The sequence below is a fragment of the Vibrio harveyi NBRC 15634 = ATCC 14126 = KCTC 12724 genome (assembly GCF_001591145.1).
GTDB lineage: Bacteria > Pseudomonadota > Gammaproteobacteria > Enterobacterales > Vibrionaceae > Vibrio > Vibrio harveyi.
In genome coordinates this window covers 1-18,069 of sequence record NZ_BCUF01000030.1, presented here as the reverse complement: position 1 = coordinate 18,069, position 18,069 = coordinate 1, and the positions used below count along the sequence as shown (strand labels likewise).

Genomic DNA, 18,069 nt, shown 5'->3' with positions numbered 1-18,069 from the left:
TTATTGTTCTGCTTTTTCTAGACCGCTATTTTATGCGTAAAAACTAATTCCATCACGCTTTGAAACGACATTCAAATCAAGATTCGTGTCGGCATCAAAGTTTTCATCTGACTGACCAGAAAATCCACGACCTTGCCCGCCTTGACCATTCTGTTCAGCATTTGCGTAACCACTTTGCTGCTGTCCACTGCTCTGCTGCTGTACAGAAGAATCCGCCAGCTGCATACCTTGTTGTGCTAGCATCTCTCGAAGGCGTGGCATTGTCTGTTCGATCAAATCACGTGCCTGTGGATTCGCCACTGTAAAATGCACGTTAGCGAGATCGTTGTTCATTGTCATGCGAATTTGCATGCGCCCTAACTCTGGTGGGTCAAGGCGAATATCGAGGTTTTTCAAGTTCTTCGACATCATCATTTGTACTTTTTCTGCCACCTGGTCATTAGCGAGCTCTTTGGTAAGCTGCAAAGGCAGTTGGGCTTGTTGAGCGGCATCCACTCGCGCTTGTTGCTGAGCCGTCACACCTTGTTGACCTGCTGCTGCTTGAAGTTGCCCCGCCAGTCCATGTTGTGGTTCTGGCTTATCTTGTTTACTGCTTGCTCCTTTTAGCGCACCGGCCGCAAGGCTCGCGTTCATAACTTTCTTACTTAACTCTGCGCTTGATGTTGCGTGCGCGGTCGGATTCATGCTTGCAGCAACCAAAGCTTCTGGCATAGCTGACATAGCAGCTTTATCAACATTGGTCGCCACGGTTGGCTGCGCAGTGGCTTGTGCGGCTGCGTGTTTAGCGTCCTGAGCAACAATATGATGTGCTTGCTGAGCCGCCACTGCTGATGCTGCAACACGAGTCGGAGTGTGGGCCACCTGATGCTCCACCATCGCAGCTTTAACATCACTTGGCAAGGCGACAAACTGAGCAAGATCTTGTTCTGGAATATCCGCAACCAACTCACCCGTTTTTAACCCTTCAATCACATCAATTTCTTGTTTTGAAAGTGGTTTACCTTGTGCCAGTTTGGTATCGATGATGTGTAACTCATCAAGCGTAATTCGTTTAACAGGTACCGCTTCTGCGTCACCAGATAAGCCTTGTTGTAGTGCAGCCGAAGCGGTTAGTGCTTCAGCACCAGCAAATACTTCAGCGCCTTGCATTGTTTGAGGTTGCACGCCTTGCGCAACGACTTGACCATTCACTGCGGCTTGCGTAGTTGCATTCACCGTTGCTTCCGTATGGGCAGCTTGCGCACTAGGTGAATTCCAATCAATTTGCGCAGGAGCTTGAGCACTTGTTTGTTGTTGCACTAGGTTTGAGGCTTGTTGCTCAGTCATGTCTTTAGAAGCAACGACGACAGGCTTACCATTAGCATCGAATACGACCTTCTCATTACCAGTCGAAGAAACTGCTTCCCCTTGCTGGACAGACCCAGCAGCAAGAATCGCCTGCTGCTCAGGAGTGAGTGGTACACTTTGCGCCTTATCGTTCCCTATTTGTGTAACATTAAGTTCTGGTGGCAAGGCTTTGCCGCTATCAACTGAAGACTCAGTAGGTTTAAGAGTCTGGTTGGCCTGTTCTATACGACCAAGAAGTTGCTCACCTTCTCCCATCGCGTTTTTTACATGAGCACTTTGAGCTTGTTCTGTATCAGCAACTTTTACGTTTTGAGTTTGGCTTGTCGTTGATGATGTAGCCAGAGCCGATACAGACTCAGATCCGTCTTCACTTTTCACAACATGCCCGTCTACCGACGAATTTACCGCAGCCACTTTTGCTGCCGAGCCTGGTTTTTCTGAATTGGCAGCTTGCTCATTATCTGCTCCCTCTGACGACTTCGTTGACTGATTATGTGTCAGCAGCGCATCGGTGGACTCTGACGATGTTGTTTTTTCACCGTCTGCCACGACTTTTTCTTGGCTCTCACCTTCTGAGCTTACCGATGCTACCTTTGCAGCGTCATCTGTGGTTTCTGCCGAAGCTTCTGACGCATCAGGTTTTGCGACGGCTTTTTCTGATTTTTGTGAATCGGTAAACACCCCTGCTAAGGTTTCAAAAAAACCTTTGCTTTCAGGGTCTTCTGCAGCAACTTTATTCGAAGAATCGGAAACCGAGACCTTACTGGTTGCAGAAACATTGGATAAATTCACATTCATATAGAAACTCTCGTTATCGGCAGCGTTGAGCATGGCGCTGTCGGATTGCTCATTGGCGGCAAACTTGGGTCATGAGACCCGTTACTGTCGGTTAAATTGCAAAAATCACGCCAACCTATAGTGTGGAATTTCTGACGGAGCAAAGAAGGGATACGGATGGAACAAAGATCAAACTTGCCGTAAATCTAGTGACTTTATTAATTTGACTGCGGAGTCGTTGAGGAGTAAATAAAAAAACCTCGCTCAACCTTTAAGGAATCGCTTTGAAAGTCACAGAATTACGCCAATACAAAATCAAAACTGGCAAAACAGAGCAATGGTTAACGTGGATGAAGGACGAATTACTTCCCTATCAACGCTCCAAAGGCATGCGCGTATTAAACACGTATGTTCATACAGGCGAAGATGGACATGACTACTTTGTTTGGCTGCGCGAATTTGACAGTGAACAAGCACGCCAATCACTTTACGCCGAAACCTACAACGAGTGGTGGATTCGAGAAATTCGACCAAAAGTGTTTGAGTTAATTGAGCAAGATTCCGTCAAAGTGACCTTGTTGGAATCGGTAGAAATGTAATCTACGCCAACATCGAGAGTAAGAACATTTAGAATCGTTGCGGTTTCCGGCTGTACAGTAAGGTAGAAAACTCATCCATCTGCTTTTGTTCGCGCTTGGCTTCCGCAATTTGCTTTTCCTTCTCGCGCTTTTCGATCATCCACTCATAAGACATACGCTCTTTACGCATGTTTAACCAGTAATCTTGGCAGTTAACCACCTGTTCTTTAAAGTGGCTTTCGGCTTGCTTTTGTTTGGAAAGCGTTTCATCAAGCTGGGTTAAAAAGCGATTCAAGTGACCGTATTGGCTCGCAGTGAGTCCTGCCATACCACGATCTACCAGTTGCTGGCAGTAATCTAAACGGTACTTTTCAATCTGCTCAACTTGGCGGTAATAATCTTCTAGCTCTGTGCGGGCTTTATTGAGCGCTAATACTGCTTGGTCTTCGCGCTCTTTTGCCTGATCAAGTAGGAACTCCATGGCGTTATTCATGCGCTATTACCCACCCAAGATGCTCTTCAACATATTGACACACATGTCATAAGGCACAGACTCTTTCATGCGTTGCTGCAAGTATTCATCCAATTTTGGCTTAAGGGTAAACGCGCCATCGATAGCAGGATCAGTACCCGGTTTGTAAGCGCCAATCGATACCAGGTCTTGGTTCTTACGGCAAATCGACAACACCTGACGGACCGCTTTCGACATCAATACATGCTCTTCAGTGGTGATTTGCGGCATAACACGGCTCACCGATTTCTCTACATCAATGGCTGGATAATGACCTGCATCCGCCATTTCACGAGACAACACAATGTGACCATCTAGGATCGCACGTGATGCATCGGCGATCGGATCTTGCAGATCGTCACCTTCGGTCAAAACAGTAAAGAAAGCGGTAATTGATCCTTGATCATCACCACCATTACCAGCGCGTTCCACCAGCGCTGGCAGTTTAGCAAATACCGAAGGCGGATAACCTTTGGTTGCAGGCGGCTCACCCACAGACAATGCAATCTCACGCTGTGCTTGAGCAAAACGCGTCAGAGAGTCCATTAGTAGGAGAACATCTAGTCCTTGGTCACGGAAGTATTCGGCAATCGTCAGTGCCGTTTGACAGCCTTTCAAACGCATCAAAGGAGAAGCATCGGCAGGTGCAGCCACCACCACAGAACGGCGGCGTCCATCTTCACCCAAAATCTCTTCGATGAATTCTTTTACTTCGCGTCCACGTTCACCAATCAGACCAACGACAACGACTTGTGCTGTCGTGCCTCGCGTCATCATACCGAGTGTGACCGATTTACCAACACCCGAACCAGCAAACAGACCGATACGTTGTCCTTTACCTACGGTCAACAAACCGTTAATGGCTTTTAAGCCGACATCAAGCGGCTCAGAAATAGGTTTACGTGCTAGGGGGTTTATTGGTTCGGCATTGAACGAAGCTCGATGCTCCGTGTAAAGAGGACCAAGACCATCAAGTGGGTTGCCCACACCATCAATAACACGCCCAAGCAGTTCCATTCCGACTGGCAAACCGGCTTCACTGGTTAAGGGCGTCACTTTCGCGCCCGGTAAAATGCCCGTGATTTGCTCACTCGGCATTAAGAAAAGGTTATCACCAGAAAAGCCCACGACCTCCGCTTCCATATGACCGGACATGGTCTCGACTAGACACAAACTACCAATCGGAGCACGACAGCCTGTCGCCTCTAAGGTCAAGCCTACAACGCGAACGAGCTTGCCTGAAGCAACTGGGCGCGTGGTTAGCCCTTCGATTTTGTAGTTTTTTAAACGGTCCGCCAAGGCTTGCATGGATTACTCGCCCCCTTGATGGCGGTTTGCGCCACAGAAGCTGTTCAACACACTTTTCACGCGTTCTTCCATACGATAGTTGATGCTCGATTCGCCAGCAGCAATCTGTACGTCGCCACGGTTTAATGACGGCTCAGCCACCAAAGTCCAGTTACGACAATCAAGTTCTTCTTCACCGTATGCAGAGCGAATGATCGCAACATCATCAGGGTTCAGGTGCAAGGTGATTGGGTGACCAGAAATTGGAAGCGCTTCAACTGACTGCTTTACAGTATCGAGAATAATTTGCGGGTTGGTTTGCACTTCCACGTGCACCACTTCTTTAACTAGGCATAGCACCATGTCGACCAATTGCTTTTCAACCTGAGCATTCATCAACTCCAAAGGTTGAGCGAACTGGTTTGCCAAGTTCATAAAGGTTTCCACTTGCTGCTGGATATATTCTTGTCCAGCCGTTACGCCTTCGGCTTTGCCCAGTTCCAGACCTTCTGCATGACCAGCTTGAACGCCTTCTTCTTTACCTTTGTCGTAACCTTGCTTAAAACCCGCTTCTTGACCTTGATAAAGACCTTCTTGATAAGCGCCTTGCTTGATCAGTTCAATTTGTTCTTCTGTCAGTTCAAGCGCTTGTTCTTCTTCCGGCTCGTCAAAGTTTGGTACCCAACTCGGATCGTAGTTAAACGCAGTTTGCTTGGCTTGCTTTGCTTTTGGCTCGCCATAATCAGGCAAGCCCCAGCGCTGAGGTTCGATCATCGCATCGTCTTCATCAGGACGGATAAATCCACGTTTTCTATCGCCAGCCATGCTTAACCTACAATCTGTTTATGTTGAAACTTATGTTGAAAATAAAGTGCGTTATTTAAGGAAGTGCTTGCTCCTTTTCTCCCCAGCTTGAAGGAAGAAAAGGAACGAAGAAATGATTATAAGAACTCGTCCGCGCCACCAGATAGCATGATCTCGCCAGCATCTGCCATACGACGAGCAATTGCCAGGATCTCTTTTTGCGCCGCTTCTACGTCTGCTACGCGAACTGGCGGCATTGCTTCGATATCGTCGCGCATCATTTCAGCTGCACGTTTAGACATGTTCTTGAAGACTTTCTCACGTAGAGAGTCGTCGGCACCTTTAAGTGCACGCTGTAGGACATCTTGAGGAACGTCACGCAGCAACTTCTGAATGCCTTGGTCGTCCACTTCCACCAAGTTCTCGAACACGAACATAAGATCTTGGATTTGTGTCGCCATGTCTTCGTCTTGGTCGCGAATTTGCTCCATCAAGATACCTTCGACGTTGTTGTCTAGGTAGTTCATGATTTCTGCTGCAGCCTTCAGACCGCCAATCTTCGCGGCTTGCGCACCCGCTTGACCTGCGAACTGTTTCTCCATGATCTCGTTCAGCTCTGCCAGTGCCGATGGCTGAACTTCTTCTAGATTGGCAATACGCATCATCAGATCCAGACGCACGCGCTCTGGGAACTGAGAAAGAATTTCTGCAGACTGATCCGCTTCCAAGTACGAAAGTACGATGGTTTGGATTTGCGGGTGCTCGTTGACAATGATGCTTGCCACTTGGCGAGGGTCCATCCATTTAAGTGAATCCAGACCTTTCGAGCCTGTACCCAGTAGGATTTGATCAACCAAGTTGTTTGCTTTGTCTTCACCCAGAGCAGCCACCAGCGCATTACGCATAAAGTCTTCGCTGCCCATACCGATGTTGGTGTATTTCTGGATGTCTTCTAAAAACGCGCGGTGCACACCAGACACTTTGTCTTGGCTTAGATCTTTAGCACGTGCCATCGCACTACCAACACGTTGAACTTGTTTTGGTTCTAAGTGACGAATAATGCCGGCGGCATCACCTTCATTCAGGCTGAGCAGCAAGATCGCCGCTTTTTCTTCGCCTGTCATGCTAGAGACATCAAACTCCGCAGGAACGCCTGCGCCGTTTTCATCTTGAGGTACGATATCGTTAGCCATTTTCGTTCATCCAGTTTTTCACAACTTGAGCAGCAAGCTCTGGCTCATTCGCCACCAGAGCGCGCACTGCTTTGAGTACATCTTCATCTTTGTGAAGGTTAGGTAAATCGATGCTTGAGCCAAACTCAAACAGTTCACCGCTTTCGATGTCGCTACCAATCAGGCTGGTTTCGCCATCCGCACCAATTGGCAAGCCATCTGGTCCGTACATTTCGTCTTCGTCGTTGTTGGCTGGGTTGAGCAGTTTCTTCATTGCTGGGCGAACCAGTACCAAGATAACCACGATGATCACTAACGCGCTTGCAAACCAACGAACCCAATCGTTGAAGTTTGGATGCTCCCAAATTGGTGGATCAACCATTTGCTCAAGCTCTGGTTCAGCAAACTTGACGCTCAGAACGTTGAGTAAGTCACCACGACTTTGATCGAAACCAACCGTGCCGATCAGAACTTGGCGAATTGCATTAATTTCAGATTCAGACAATGGTGTATAAGTCACTTCACCAGTATCAGGATTCACGGTACGGCGGTCTTTGATCGCAACAGAAACCGTTTGACGAGCCAGCGTACCGGTTTGCTTACGTTCATGGCTGATCGTGGTATCAAGCTCAAAGTTACGCGTTGATTCTTTACGTACCGAACCCTGACCAGTCAATGTGCCGTCTTTCATTTGCGCCACATCTTGAGGAATAGACGCATCCGCTGGCGGCTGGTTGCTCAATGCACCAGGAATGCCCGCGACCATGTTGCCATTGTTGTAATCTTCTAGCGCGTATTCACTACGGGTTGCCGGAGTGTTCGGATCGAAATTCTTACGGGTTTGCTCAACAGTACTGAAATCCATTTGGATATCCACCTGAGCGGTGTAGTTACCGAAGCCCAAAATAGGCAGAAGCACAGAATCGATTTTCTCACGCAGGGCTTGCTCTTGGCTTCGCTCTAGCTCTTGCTCTTTACGACGAGCCGCAGACGCAGGGTCTTGAGAACCCGAGCTAAGCAGGCGACCGTGTTGATCAGTTACCGTAATACGAGAGGTCTTCATGCCCGGAACAGCACTCGCGACCATATCGACGATAGAATCCACTTCTTGCTGTTTAAGGTTCGCACCTGTGGAGAGCGTCAAAAATACCGAAGCAGACGCTTCTTGGTTGTGGCGAACAAACACACTGTGTTTTGGCAGGGCAAGCAGCACACGAGCTTTACGTACCTGCTTCATCTCTTCAATCGCTTGAGCAAGTTGGCGTTCACGACTGAGCTTCAAACGTTCTTGTTCCAAACGCTGTGATACACCAAAGCCCATATCTTGCAACAGAATATCATCGCCCGCCGCCGTCGCTTGGTTTACACCAGCACGCACCATACCGAGCTTGATCGAGTTATAGTCACTCGCTTCTACCGAAATGGTATTACCATCTAGCTTGTAATTGATTTTTTGCTGGTCGAGATAGTCCAGCACAGGGATCAGTTCTTCCGTTTCGTAAGCACCTAATGGGCGCATTTCCGGCTCTTTCACCCAGAAGAACAGCATCACGATCAGCGCAACACAGATAGAGATAGACAGCACTAACACGACCTGACGAAGTAAATCGAGGTCGCCTACTGCCATATCGAATTTTGACGCACTGCGCTCTTCAAGATCTGGGTTTTGGCTTTCCACATCCAGATCTGAGCCAGCAATCAGTGCACCATCTGCGCCGCCATCAGTGACGGTTAAATCTGTAGACTTGTCTGCCACACTTATTACCTAAATTACACTGGCATATTCATGAGATCCTTATAGGACTCAACGAGCTTGTTGCGGATTTGAACAGTGGCATCGAAAGCAACACTGGACTTGTTACGAGCAATCATAACGTCAGAAAGGGAAACATCGGCATCACCACGGTCAAAACGCGTTTGCAGGTCACCCGATGCTTTTTGAAGTGAGTTTACGTTATTGATGGCTTTTGTTAGGAGATCACCAAAATCTGCACCAACTTTCGCGCCTGTCGCCGTAGGAGCAGTGTTACTCGCTTCCACCATCATGGCGCGCATTTCTGCCTGAATACCATCAACTTTCATTGTCACCTCTAAGCCAAAAGTTTGACTATTAACTAAAACTGATTATTGACACAGCAATTACTGTGCCATAAGACAATAGTGCCGTAGTTTACCCACACTTTCGTCTTATGGCTATTTATGTGATTACTAAGCCGGAATATCGATACCAGCGTCACGCATTTTAGCAAGTTTGTAGCGCAGAGTTCGTGGGCTAATACCCAGTTTTTCTGCCATTTCTTTACGACGTCCGTTACATTCGATCAATGTTTCCAAAATAATGGCGTATTCTTGGTCACGGAGTTCCCCGCCTAGACCTTCGCCACCAGACGCGACTCGGTTGATTGGCTCAGCTTGTGCGACTGGCTTGACATCCGGTACGACCATTTCGGCATTCTGAACAACATGTTGCAGACTGTTTGCATCTTGCCAATCTACACCTTCTAGCAAAATATGTTCAGCATCTATGTCACCGTTTTCACTCAAAATCAACGCACGTTGAACCACATTATCCAGCTCACGAACGTTACCCGGCCATGGGTATTGAAGCAGCTTATCTAATGCAACTTGAGAGAACTTAGGCACAGGCATACCCATCTTGCTGCAATGGCGCTCAGCAAGATGCTGCGCAAGTGGCGAGATGTCACCTTTACGTTCGCAGAGTGCTGGCCATGCGATTGGGAAAACATTCAAACGGTAGTACAAGTCTTCACGGAAGTTTCCTTCTGAAACGTACTGTTTAAGATCGCGGTTGCTGGTTGCAAGTACGCGAACATCAAGCTTGATACTCTTACGACTGCCCAGACGCTCCACTTCACGCTCTTGTAAAACACGTAGTAACTTCGCTTGCAGACTCAAGTCCATCTCGCTGATTTCATCTAGCAAGATGGTACCGCCTTGTGCTTGTTCGAATTTGCCTGGACAAGCTTGAACTGCCCCAGTGAAGGCACCTTTTTCGTAGCCAAACAGCGTCGCTTCAAGCATGTTATCTGGGATCGCAGCGCAGTTAATGGCAACAAATGGACCATCTTTACGGTTTGAAGCGTTGTGAATGTAACGCGACATAACCTCTTTACCAGAACCGCTAGGACCTAAGATCATAACGTTGGCATCAGTGCGCGCTACTTTGTCAGCTAGAGCAAGCAGACGCAGACTTTTCTCATCTGCAACTACCGCGTCACCATTGTCGTCACTTTTAATTGGCGCGTAGCGACTTACCATGTTGAGCAAGACTTCTGGTGCAAATGGCTTCGCCATGTAATCAATCGCACCTTCTTTCATTGCCGACACGGCGTCTTCAATGTTTGCATAAGCCGTCATAAGCAGAACGGGCATATTTGGCCAATTCTGTTTGATATTACGGAGCAGCGCTAAGCCACCCATACCTGCCATTTGTACATCTGAAACTACGATGTCTACCGCGTTCGACTTCAGTTTCACCAAAGCGTCTTCTGCACAATCGGCTTCTAACCACTCATACCCAGCCAGAGCCAGAGTATCCACTAGGGCTTCACGAAGACCTTCATCGTCTTCTACGATCAGCACTTTGCTTTGCGCCATTATGATTCTCCAGTATGTGCTTGCACTCGCTCTAGCGGAATGCACATGGTAAAGCAGGCTCCATCACCCTGCTCTGAAATGAGTTCCAATCGACCGTCATGGGCACGGCAAACCATTTGAACAACAGCAAGTCCCAACCCCGTTCCTTGAGAACGCGTGGTAAAGAAGGGCTCCATAATTTTGGCTTGTAGTTCTTTTGGTATACCCGGTCCGCTGTCTTGCACAGAAATGCGCAGTTCACCGTTTACCGGGCGGAAAAAGACATCAATTTGCGATTCTTTGCCTGACATCTGAATCGCGTTCATCACTAAGTTACTCAATGCTGAAGCAATGGCATTCGCGTTACCTAATAGCTCAGTCTGCTCTTCCTCAACTTCTAGGAAGTAATCGATGCTGTTGTTTTTCAGTGCGGTTTCCACCATGGGCTGATATTCAGCCACCAGCTGAGCAATGTTAAATGGCTTAATGACTTTATTATCACCACCTTTGGCAAAAAGCAGCATATCATTAACCTGCTTCTCCAAATCGTGCAGTCGATCCATTAATTTGCTCTGAAATCGCTCTCTTGTCGCAGGAGGGAGATTCGGCGCACCTAAATTTGATGCATATAACATCGCACTTGATAAAGGCGTTCTAACTTGATGAGCGAGCGACGCCACCATACGACCGAGTGATGACAAACGTTGTAAGTCACTCACGCGAGATTGCAGTAAGCGGGTTTCTGTTAGGTCAGTGATCAGGATAAGCTGACCCGTTGCCGAGGCAGAGATGGCCAAGCGCACTTTGCGACCATTGCGCAGTGAAATTTCATGACCATCATCTTCACGCGGATCAAAAACCGCTTGGATGATGTTGAACCATTTCTCGTTGACTAATGGAATCTCAAGAATTCGATGCGCTTCCGGGTTGGCTTCACGGACCACTCCGTGCGTGTCTAACAAGATCACGCCAGCCGGCATTACGTCCAGAACCTGTTTATAACGCTCTACCTGATTCTCTACTGAGTCTAAATGGGATTGGTTAGTGTTGTTGTCCATTCACTGCCTGTCGAATTGTCGCCACTTACAAACTAAAATAGCTTGGTAAGCAATTAGCGTACCAAGCTATTTTCTATATTTATCATAGCGTTATGCGAACGACAAGAAGTTGACACTAGGAAAATGGTGCTTTCGTTATCAGAAAAGATAACCAATCACCGTTGAAAGTGTGAACTTTGGCTATCAGATAAACCTAGCGCTGTAGGTTGTATTTACGCATTTTCTCAACCAATGTCGTACGACGCATACCGAGCATATCTGCCGCTCGCGCCACTACACCGCCTTGCGCTTCTAACGCTTGGCTGATCATGTTGACCTCCATATCGGCTAGCAACTCTTTCAAGTTGACTCCTTCCGGTGGCAGTGCTTGAGGTGCATTCATGTTGTGGTCAAGATCGCTCTGCTCTTCAAAGCTGAAGTTTTCAGAGAAGATATCTTGGAATACATCACGCTCTTGCTCTTCCACTGTTGTGAATGGGTTCCCTTCAGGTTGGAACTCAGGAATATCACTGTAGCGGTATTTAGTCGGAAGATGATTCACGTCGACCAAGCTATTCGGGTATAGGATCACCATACGCTCAACAAGGTTAGCAAGTTCACGTACGTTACCTGGCCAGTTGTGTTCCATCAGCGAGTTGATAGCACGAGGAGTGAAGCAAATTGGTTGTCCGCCTTCAGCTTCAAGACGCGTCATTAGCTCTTGCAGCAGCAAAGGAATGTCTTGCTTACGCGCTTTTAGCGCAGGCATTTCAATTGGGAATACATTCAAGCGGTAAAAGAGGTCTTCACGGAACGTGCCATCGTCGATCATGGTTTCGAGATCACGGTGAGTTGCAGCTACAACACGAACGTTGACTTTGATCGTCGTATTGCCACCAACACGCTCAAAGCAGCGCTCTTGCAATACGCGCAACAGCTTCACTTGCATAGACATTGGCATATCACCAATCTCATCAAGGAAGATCGTGCCACCTTCTGCTAATTCAAAACGACCTTTACGTGCCGTTAAAGCTCCGGTAAATGCACCTTTTTCATGACCAAATAGCTCACTTTCTAAAAGCTCTGGTGGGATCGCACCACAGTTAATTGGCACAAACGGACCGTTGCGGTAAGCAGAATGATAGTGGATATTGCGCGCCACCACTTCTTTACCTGTCCCTGATTCACCCAAGATCAAGACGTTTGCCTCTGTACCTGATACTTGTTCAATCAAATGACGAACTTCTTGGATACCACGGCTTTGACCAACGAGACTGCGGAAAAGAGTGTTTTTGCGAGCACTTGCAACAACGTTCACACCTTTGCGACCAAGAAAGTCTTTGCAGTGACGTAACGCTTCGCTAAGTTGCGGATAGTTTAGAGGTTGCTCTAATTCACCGACAAAATTTGGCAAGTCATCAACAGGCAATGGGAAAGAGCCCATGACGAGAAGAGGGATATGGTACGCTTCGTTGAGCTGTGTCATTACTGCTGTCGCAGCCTGACCGGCAGAGATGTTAGCCACAATACAACCTGACCAAACACTAGACCAGTCTACATCGCCTAGCTGATCAGAACTGACAGCTTCGCAACTTTCTCCAACAAATTCCAATATATTGCTTATATTTAAACGACTTGGTGCGTCGTCATCGATTACAAGCAGCTTTGCCAAACCTTGCATAAGTAAGAATGATTGCCTTTATTATGGGGTTGTTGCGGCCAGACCTTGATTTGCGCAATTGAGTGTCAGAAAAGGTGGGACCACTCTCAATTAACGATAGACAAAATAGGAAAATCAGCAACAAAAAAAAGCCATTAGGGCCACTAATGACTTCTATTTTATTTGAATAAAAAAATAAGGCAACCAAGCAATAAAGAGGTGTGAGCTTGATTGTAACTTTGCTGAACGACTTGATGTGCAATCAGACACAATACCCTACCAAATCAGTAAAGTATTGTTTTCTTTATTAAATGCCTACTTCTGCAGCAGTTAGGTTGTGGAACTCAGTTGGGATCTGGTCCCACGCTGATTTGATCTCACGGATGATGTCGATAACGTCGTCGATCGGTTGAGGATCGTTTTGGTGGTTCGCGGCAGAAATCTGAGTGATCATAAACTCGTAAAGTGAATCTAAGTTTGAAGCAATGTCACCACCATCGTCCATTGAAAGGCAGCTGCGTAGCGCAATTATGATGTCTAACGCTTTACCTAGACGCTCGCCTTTTGCTGGAATGTTGCCTGCTTGCATTGCTGCTTTACCTTGGATCAGACGCTCAATCGCACCTGCCATTAGCATTTGAATGACTTTGTGCGGAGACGCCGCACTCAGCTGGCTGTCGACTGATACCTTTTTGTATGCTTGCAAAGAACCGCGCATAGTATTCCTCTTTTATATAAATTTTTTGTACTGCTGAAGCGAACGCTTACCATAACGGAACTTATGTAGCTCTTTACCAACGTTCGTGGTTTCGTTTTGCATCAGCTCAACAATTCTTTTGGTACGAGTGAGCAAGTCTTGCCACTCTGCTTCCTGCTTCACCAACGGATTGCTCTCGACAATGGGTAGCAGGTTTTGCAATAACCGTTCCCTGATATCGACCAAACGAAGAATTTCTTCAGCATTAAAGTCGACTTTTTCTAGTTCTTGCGCAATTAGTTGATCAATATCACTAATTTCAATGAGTTCACTTCGCATCTATTGGCCCAACGCGTTCATCAATGCGCCCAACTGCCCTTGCATCTTACCCGTGGCATCTTGCATAGCGGCAAACTTAGCGTGGGTGCGTTTTTCAAGGCTATCCATACGGCGATCTAATGCCGCTTGGTCATCACCTAAACGATAGTTCTGCTCAGTTAAGCTTTTTTCACGAGTACGAATACTGCCAGTAAACCCTGTAATACCCTGAATCGCGTCTTCCACGCGCTTGGCAAAACCGGTATTACCACCAAAGAACTTTTCCAACTCGTTAAAGTTGCTGTTCAACTGGCGATCCAGCATGTCGTAGTTAATCTCTAATGTGCCTTGGCGTGTGGTCGTGATACCGAACTCAGTCAGGGATTTTAAATCTTCTGGTGCTTTGTCAATCGCCGTTGAGAATACCGCTTTCAGTCTCGCATCGGCATTACGCACTGTACTGTCGCCCGCAAGCGGTCCTTTCTGACCAGTGGTAGGGTCAACACTCGATAGTGCTTTCGATGTTTGGTAGAACGAGTTGTAAGCAGAGACAAAGTTTTCAATGTCATTACGCACGCTGCCGCGGTCGTATTCTACGCCGATTTCAGCAGGAGGTTTACCTACTTCGGACTTGCCTTTAAGGGTCAAGTTGACACCTTCAATAGCATCTTCAATCACGTTGTTGTGACTAGATAGCTGTGCGACGCCATCAAGCATCACTTGCGAGTCTTGCCCAGCTTGTACTTCCATCATGCCCGAGTACGCTTCAAAAGACTTCTCTGCTTCTGCGATTTTGGCTTCTGCTACGTCTATTTTTTCAAGACGTTCGCGCTCCTCTGGCTCAAGCTTGGCTCGATGAATTTGTTTTGCTTGCGCTTCAGTTAGCTCACCTCGTTCAACCTTTTGGTCAAGCTCTTGTTTTTCATCCGCAATCTTTTGCTCGATTTCCGCTTTTTCTTGTTCGAGCTGTTGTTTCGCTTCTTTCGTTGTTACGTATGAATCGGTGAGTGTGCCTGAGGCGGTGTTATCCCACCCAGGAACATCTGGCGCTTTCTCAATCGCTTTCTCATCCAGTTCGAGTTCCGGTGGACGGTAAGAATCGAGAAGTGTTCCTGAAGCCGTTTCAGTCCAACCGGGAATGCTGTCTTGTGGGCGCATACTTGCACGCTTGTTAGCGGCATCAATCGCTTCTTGTCCAGCTTTCGCCGCAGCAGCGCCGGATGCAGAGATCGGTTCATCGGATGCGCCATCTTGCGCACTTTCTGCCGCTTTTTGTTCTTCAGGAGGTATAGGATTGCCGTCTGCATCCACCTGTTCTGGTTGGTCTGCATCGGTTGTTGATTCTGGTTCTTTTAGAGGTCCAAGTACGGCTTCAGCCGCTTCACGAGCTTCTTCAAGCGCGTTCACTCGGTCTTCTAGAGTTTTGTATTCGAAATGTTTCAGCGGGTTACCTGCATCGGCATCCACACTGACTTTAATTTGATGGTCCTTGCCCGATAGATTCGAAGCAAGGATCAAACGCGGCCCTTCTACGTCGTTAATAACGGAAGCACGTACGCCAGGGTTATCCTTAGCGCCGTTAATTCCACGAACGACATCAACTAGCTTAGAACTAGAACGGACATTAACGTCGAAGGTGTCATCACCAAGAGAAATCTGCAGCTTACCAGGTCCAAACTTAGCATCTTCTGGCAAAACGTCAGAAGCCACTTTATGACTCTGTGCAAGCTGCAACACATCGATAGCATACTTACCGGCTATAGCGTCTGTTGTTGCGGTCGCAGATACCACTGCATCGTCGGTAGTATCTACCGTACGAACAGCAAAAGCCTTCTCCTGACGAAAGTTCGTCATGAGATTCTTCATCGTATCCAACGATTCTCTGAGTCGCCCGTAGGCACTGATGCTGGCGTCAATTGTCGCACGCTCGTTGTCGATGCGTTGCTGCTTTGGCACACGCTCGGCATCCACAATTTTGCTGACCATGGAATTGATATCCATGCCGCCAGACATCCCCAAAGGGCCTAAACTCATCAAATCACCTCAAAAACGACTTACACCTTTTCAACTAACAAACCGCTGTTAGCTGTGTGTTCAGCTAGGCGACGCAAAACCACTAGCATTTCTTCATCAGGAATTTGACGAATAACATCACCGGTTGTGGCTTCGTATATCGTCACGACGTCTCGACCCGATTCTTCATCAACACGAAACGCCACTCCCTTATTCATGGCGTCGACAAATTCATTCATTTGCTTAACCATTTTTTCGCGTTCTTCTCTGTTCAGCTCTTGGCGGGTATCCGCCATTTCAAGTGCAGCTTGAACAGAGAGATCGCGTTCGGCATCGTTCGCTTTTACAGGCGAAGCGGTACCGTTTGAACTTGCTGTGCTAGGCGCGCCTACGCCATTTTCTTTAGCAACTTTTGTGCCACTCGGTGTGCCGTAAGGCTGGATGTTCGATGTGTAGGAGGATATTTCCATTACAATCTCCCTTCCACCTTATGGGCTAACGATAGGTCTATCGCTTTGGTGACGTAATCACTAGGCTGAGTCGACCCGATTAGCCCAACAAGCTTAGCGCTGCAGATGGTGACTGCTTCGCTTGAGCCAAGATTGAAGTACTTGCTTGTTGAAGGATTTGCGACTTAGTCATTGCCGTTGTTTCCTTCGCGTAGTCAGTATCTTTAATACGGCTGTTAGACGCATTAACGTTCTCGTTAATGTTGTCTAGGTTGCTGATAGCGTGGTTGAAACGGTTTTGGAATGCACCAAGAGACGCACGTTGGCTGTCTACTGATTTTAGTGCGCCATCAATGATAGCTACCGCTTCTTGAGAACCTGCAACGCTTGTTACGTCGATGTCTTTAACCGTTACGTCTTTTGCGTCACCGAAGCCGATCTCACCCGCTAGGTTACCAGAGAACTCAACGTCACCCGTTACTTTTTGAGAAGAAGCAAATACTTGTAGTTTGCCATCTTCACCAACAGACGCTTTTACATCTTCGCTTTGACCGTTGATGTAAGTCGCTAGCTGCTCAATATCGTCGCCTTGTTTTGCTTGGACAGTAAGCTCTTGCTCTTCGCCTTGCTTGTTGGTGTACGTCATTTTAAGTTCAGTTTTATCGCTCACTGTCCATGACGCATCTTTACCGTCTTCTGCTGCGTAGCTCTTACCACCCATTGCAGAAGTATCAGAACGTAGGTTACCCATAGAAAGCATTACTGCTTCACCAGAGTCCGCACCGATTTGGAAAGATTGAGTACCGTAAGTACCGTTTAGAAGCTTGTTACCACCGAAAGAGGTTGTTTCAGCGATACGGTTTAGCTCGTCGTTCAGCGCTGTTACTTCTTCTTGGATCGCTACACGTTCTGATTTTGAGTTCGAACCGTTCGCAGATTGAAGCGATAGGTCACGCATACGTTGTAGGATGTTGGTAGATTCATTCATTGCACCTTCAGCAACCTGTGCAATAGAAATACCGTCGTTCGCGTTTTTCACAGCCATGTCTAGACCACGGCTCTGTGCGTTCAAACGGTTAGAAATCTGTAGACCTGCAGCATCATCTTTCGCGCTATTGATTTTATAACCCGAAGACAAACGCTCCATTGATTTTTGTTGACCTTCAGCCGCTTGGTTTAGGTAACGCTGTGCGGTCATCGCAGAAACGTTAGTATTAACGTTAATCGCCATAATTGATCTCCTTAAGGCTTTAGTTGATGCACCGTCGTGTCTCTCACCTCACTTAGGTACATCTCATTTCTCTCAGTCCCTTTAACGGCGACCTATAAATATCCTTTAGGAGAAATTTTCAATTTTTTGCGATTATTTTCTTTAGCTTACTGAAATGTGATGAATCTCTAATATTCAATGGGTTGGCTAGCTGCTGGGTTATTAGGGTCTGTTTATCTTTCGTGGTTAAATTTTGTTCGGATGGGGACGCCTAGTCAAAAGCGTTTTAATCGCGGCGAGTCGATTTAAACCTAGTGGTTCTAAGTAAAATTGACTCAACAAAGAGTAAAATGCTTTTAGCCGGGGGCGCCCAGCCGAACCCTTTGGGCAGCGTTTGTAGGTGCTTTCTACTGCGTTATCGGCTTATCAGGTAGAATAGCTACATATCAAAGCCTCTGCCTTGTATAAAACACCTACAAATTGCTGCAAAAATCATCACAAAAGGTCAACAGACCCTAATCCAAAACAGGCAGAAAAAAACCCAGCCGAAGCTGGGTTTACTCGCTCATCTCTCACCACGAGCCAATGAGGTTCTTGCCTTTAGGTTGAAAA

16 protein-coding genes are annotated in these 18,069 nt (G+C 47.2%); 1 reads left to right on the top strand and 15 read right to left on the bottom strand.

Going from position 1 to position 18,069, the window contains the following annotated elements; genetic code table 11:
• Positions 1–30 precede the first annotated feature (30 nt).
• Positions 31–2,145 carry a flagellar hook-length control protein FliK gene (locus VHA02S_RS15835; protein ID WP_038898835.1) on the bottom strand — a complete coding sequence of 705 codons (2,115 nt, stop codon included), beginning with the start codon at positions 2,143–2,145 and terminating at the stop codon, positions 31–33.
• 263 nt (positions 2,146–2,408) lie between these two features.
• Here VHA02S_RS15835 and VHA02S_RS15830 point away from each other — a divergent pair, with 263 nt between their 5' ends.
• Positions 2,409–2,723: an NIPSNAP family protein gene (locus tag VHA02S_RS15830; protein ID WP_005448370.1), complete on the top strand. Its 315-nt coding sequence runs from the start codon at positions 2,409–2,411 to the stop codon at positions 2,721–2,723.
• A 28-nt stretch (positions 2,724–2,751) separates the two neighbouring features.
• Here the strand turns inward: VHA02S_RS15830 and fliJ are convergent, their stop codons facing one another.
• From fliJ to VHA02S_RS15760, 14 genes are all read right to left on the bottom strand, one after another.
• The gene (fliJ, locus tag VHA02S_RS15825) at positions 2,752–3,195 is read right to left on the bottom strand and encodes a flagellar export protein FliJ (protein WP_005448369.1); all 444 of its coding nucleotides are present in this window, start codon (positions 3,193–3,195) and stop codon (positions 2,752–2,754) included.
• A gap of 6 nt (positions 3,196–3,201) precedes the next feature.
• A complete protein-coding gene (gene fliI / locus VHA02S_RS15820; RefSeq protein WP_005448368.1) occupies positions 3,202–4,521 on the bottom strand; it encodes a flagellar protein export ATPase FliI in 1,320 nt (439 codons plus the stop codon).
• A 3-nt stretch (positions 4,522–4,524) separates the two neighbouring features.
• Positions 4,525–5,325: a flagellar assembly protein FliH gene (gene fliH, locus VHA02S_RS15815; RefSeq protein ID WP_005448367.1), complete on the bottom strand. Its 801-nt coding sequence runs from the start codon at positions 5,323–5,325 to the stop codon at positions 4,525–4,527.
• A 116-nt stretch (positions 5,326–5,441) separates the two neighbouring features.
• Entirely contained in the window at positions 5,442–6,497 is a 1,056-nt protein-coding gene (gene fliG, locus VHA02S_RS15810) for a flagellar motor switch protein FliG (protein ID WP_005448366.1), read from the bottom strand.
• Positions 6,490–8,232, bottom strand: a complete 1,743-nt coding sequence (gene fliF, locus VHA02S_RS15805) for a flagellar basal-body MS-ring/collar protein FliF (protein ID WP_005448365.1) — start codon at positions 8,230–8,232, stop codon at positions 6,490–6,492. Before fliF ends, fliG begins: the two co-directional genes overlap by 8 nt.
• A 14-nt stretch (positions 8,233–8,246) precedes the next feature.
• Entirely contained in the window at positions 8,247–8,558 is a 312-nt protein-coding gene (gene fliE, locus VHA02S_RS15800; RefSeq protein WP_005448364.1) for a flagellar hook-basal body complex protein FliE, read from the bottom strand.
• Positions 8,559–8,684: 126 nt separating this feature from the next.
• Positions 8,685–10,094 carry a sigma-54-dependent transcriptional regulator gene (locus VHA02S_RS15795; protein WP_005448355.1) on the bottom strand — a complete coding sequence of 470 codons (1,410 nt, stop codon included), beginning with the start codon at positions 10,092–10,094 and terminating at the stop codon, positions 8,685–8,687.
• Positions 10,094–11,131 (bottom strand): sensor histidine kinase, encoded by a 1,038-nt coding sequence (locus tag VHA02S_RS15790; RefSeq protein WP_005448353.1) that lies wholly within the window; start codon positions 11,129–11,131, stop codon positions 10,094–10,096. The genes VHA02S_RS15795 and VHA02S_RS15790 overlap by 1 nt, the downstream gene beginning before the upstream one ends.
• A 193-nt stretch (positions 11,132–11,324) precedes the next feature.
• Positions 11,325–12,791, bottom strand: a complete 1,467-nt coding sequence (locus tag VHA02S_RS15785; RefSeq protein WP_005448351.1) for a sigma-54 dependent transcriptional regulator — start codon at positions 12,789–12,791, stop codon at positions 11,325–11,327.
• Positions 12,792–13,077: 286 nt separating this feature from the next.
• Positions 13,078–13,488: a flagellar export chaperone FliS gene (fliS, locus tag VHA02S_RS15780; RefSeq protein WP_005438665.1), complete on the bottom strand. Its 411-nt coding sequence runs from the start codon at positions 13,486–13,488 to the stop codon at positions 13,078–13,080.
• Between the two features lie 12 nt (positions 13,489–13,500).
• Positions 13,501–13,806: a flagellar protein FliT gene (gene fliT, locus VHA02S_RS15775; RefSeq protein ID WP_005448349.1), complete on the bottom strand. Its 306-nt coding sequence runs from the start codon at positions 13,804–13,806 to the stop codon at positions 13,501–13,503.
• Positions 13,807–15,819, bottom strand: coding sequence for a flagellar filament capping protein FliD (gene fliD / locus VHA02S_RS15770; protein WP_005448347.1), 2,013 nt, complete (start codon positions 15,817–15,819; stop codon positions 13,807–13,809).
• A 20-nt stretch (positions 15,820–15,839) separates the two neighbouring features.
• Positions 15,840–16,268: a flagellar protein FlaG gene (gene flaG, locus VHA02S_RS15765; protein ID WP_005448345.1), complete on the bottom strand. Its 429-nt coding sequence runs from the start codon at positions 16,266–16,268 to the stop codon at positions 15,840–15,842.
• Between the two features lie 79 nt (positions 16,269–16,347).
• A complete protein-coding gene (locus VHA02S_RS15760) occupies positions 16,348–17,478 on the bottom strand; it encodes a flagellin (RefSeq protein ID WP_005448343.1) in 1,131 nt (376 codons plus the stop codon).
• Between the last annotated feature and the right edge of the window lie 591 nt (positions 17,479–18,069).

Excerpts from the sequence above, each read along its gene's own strand:
- VHA02S_RS15835 (WP_038898835.1), bottom strand. The coding sequence starts at position 2,145 with ATGAATGTGAATTTATCCAATGTTTCTGCAACCAGTAAGGTCTCGGTT.
- fliJ (WP_005448369.1), bottom strand. The coding sequence starts at position 3,195 with ATGAATAACGCCATGGAGTTCCTACTTGATCAGGCAAAAGAGCGCGAA.
- fliI (WP_005448368.1), bottom strand. The coding sequence starts at position 4,521 with ATGCAAGCCTTGGCGGACCGTTTAAAAAACTACAAAATCGAAGGGCTA.
- fliH (WP_005448367.1), bottom strand. The coding sequence starts at position 5,325 with ATGGCTGGCGATAGAAAACGTGGATTTATCCGTCCTGATGAAGACGAT.
- fliG (WP_005448366.1), bottom strand. The coding sequence starts at position 6,497 with ATGGCTAACGATATCGTACCTCAAGATGAAAACGGCGCAGGCGTTCCT.
- fliE (WP_005448364.1), bottom strand. The coding sequence starts at position 8,558 with ATGAAAGTTGATGGTATTCAGGCAGAAATGCGCGCCATGATGGTGGAA.
- VHA02S_RS15795 (WP_005448355.1), bottom strand. The coding sequence starts at position 10,094 with ATGGCGCAAAGCAAAGTGCTGATCGTAGAAGACGATGAAGGTCTTCGT.
- VHA02S_RS15790 (WP_005448353.1), bottom strand. The coding sequence starts at position 11,131 with ATGGACAACAACACTAACCAATCCCATTTAGACTCAGTAGAGAATCAG.
- VHA02S_RS15785 (WP_005448351.1), bottom strand. The coding sequence starts at position 12,791 with ATGCAAGGTTTGGCAAAGCTGCTTGTAATCGATGACGACGCACCAAGT.
- fliS (WP_005438665.1), bottom strand. The coding sequence starts at position 13,488 with ATGCGCGGTTCTTTGCAAGCATACAAAAAGGTATCAGTCGACAGCCAG.
- fliT (WP_005448349.1), bottom strand. The coding sequence starts at position 13,806 with ATGCGAAGTGAACTCATTGAAATTAGTGATATTGATCAACTAATTGCG.
- fliD (WP_005448347.1), bottom strand. The coding sequence starts at position 15,819 with ATGAGTTTAGGCCCTTTGGGGATGTCTGGCGGCATGGATATCAATTCC.
- flaG (WP_005448345.1), bottom strand. The coding sequence starts at position 16,268 with ATGGAAATATCCTCCTACACATCGAACATCCAGCCTTACGGCACACCG.
- VHA02S_RS15760 (WP_005448343.1), bottom strand. The coding sequence starts at position 17,478 with ATGGCGATTAACGTTAATACTAACGTTTCTGCGATGACCGCACAGCGT.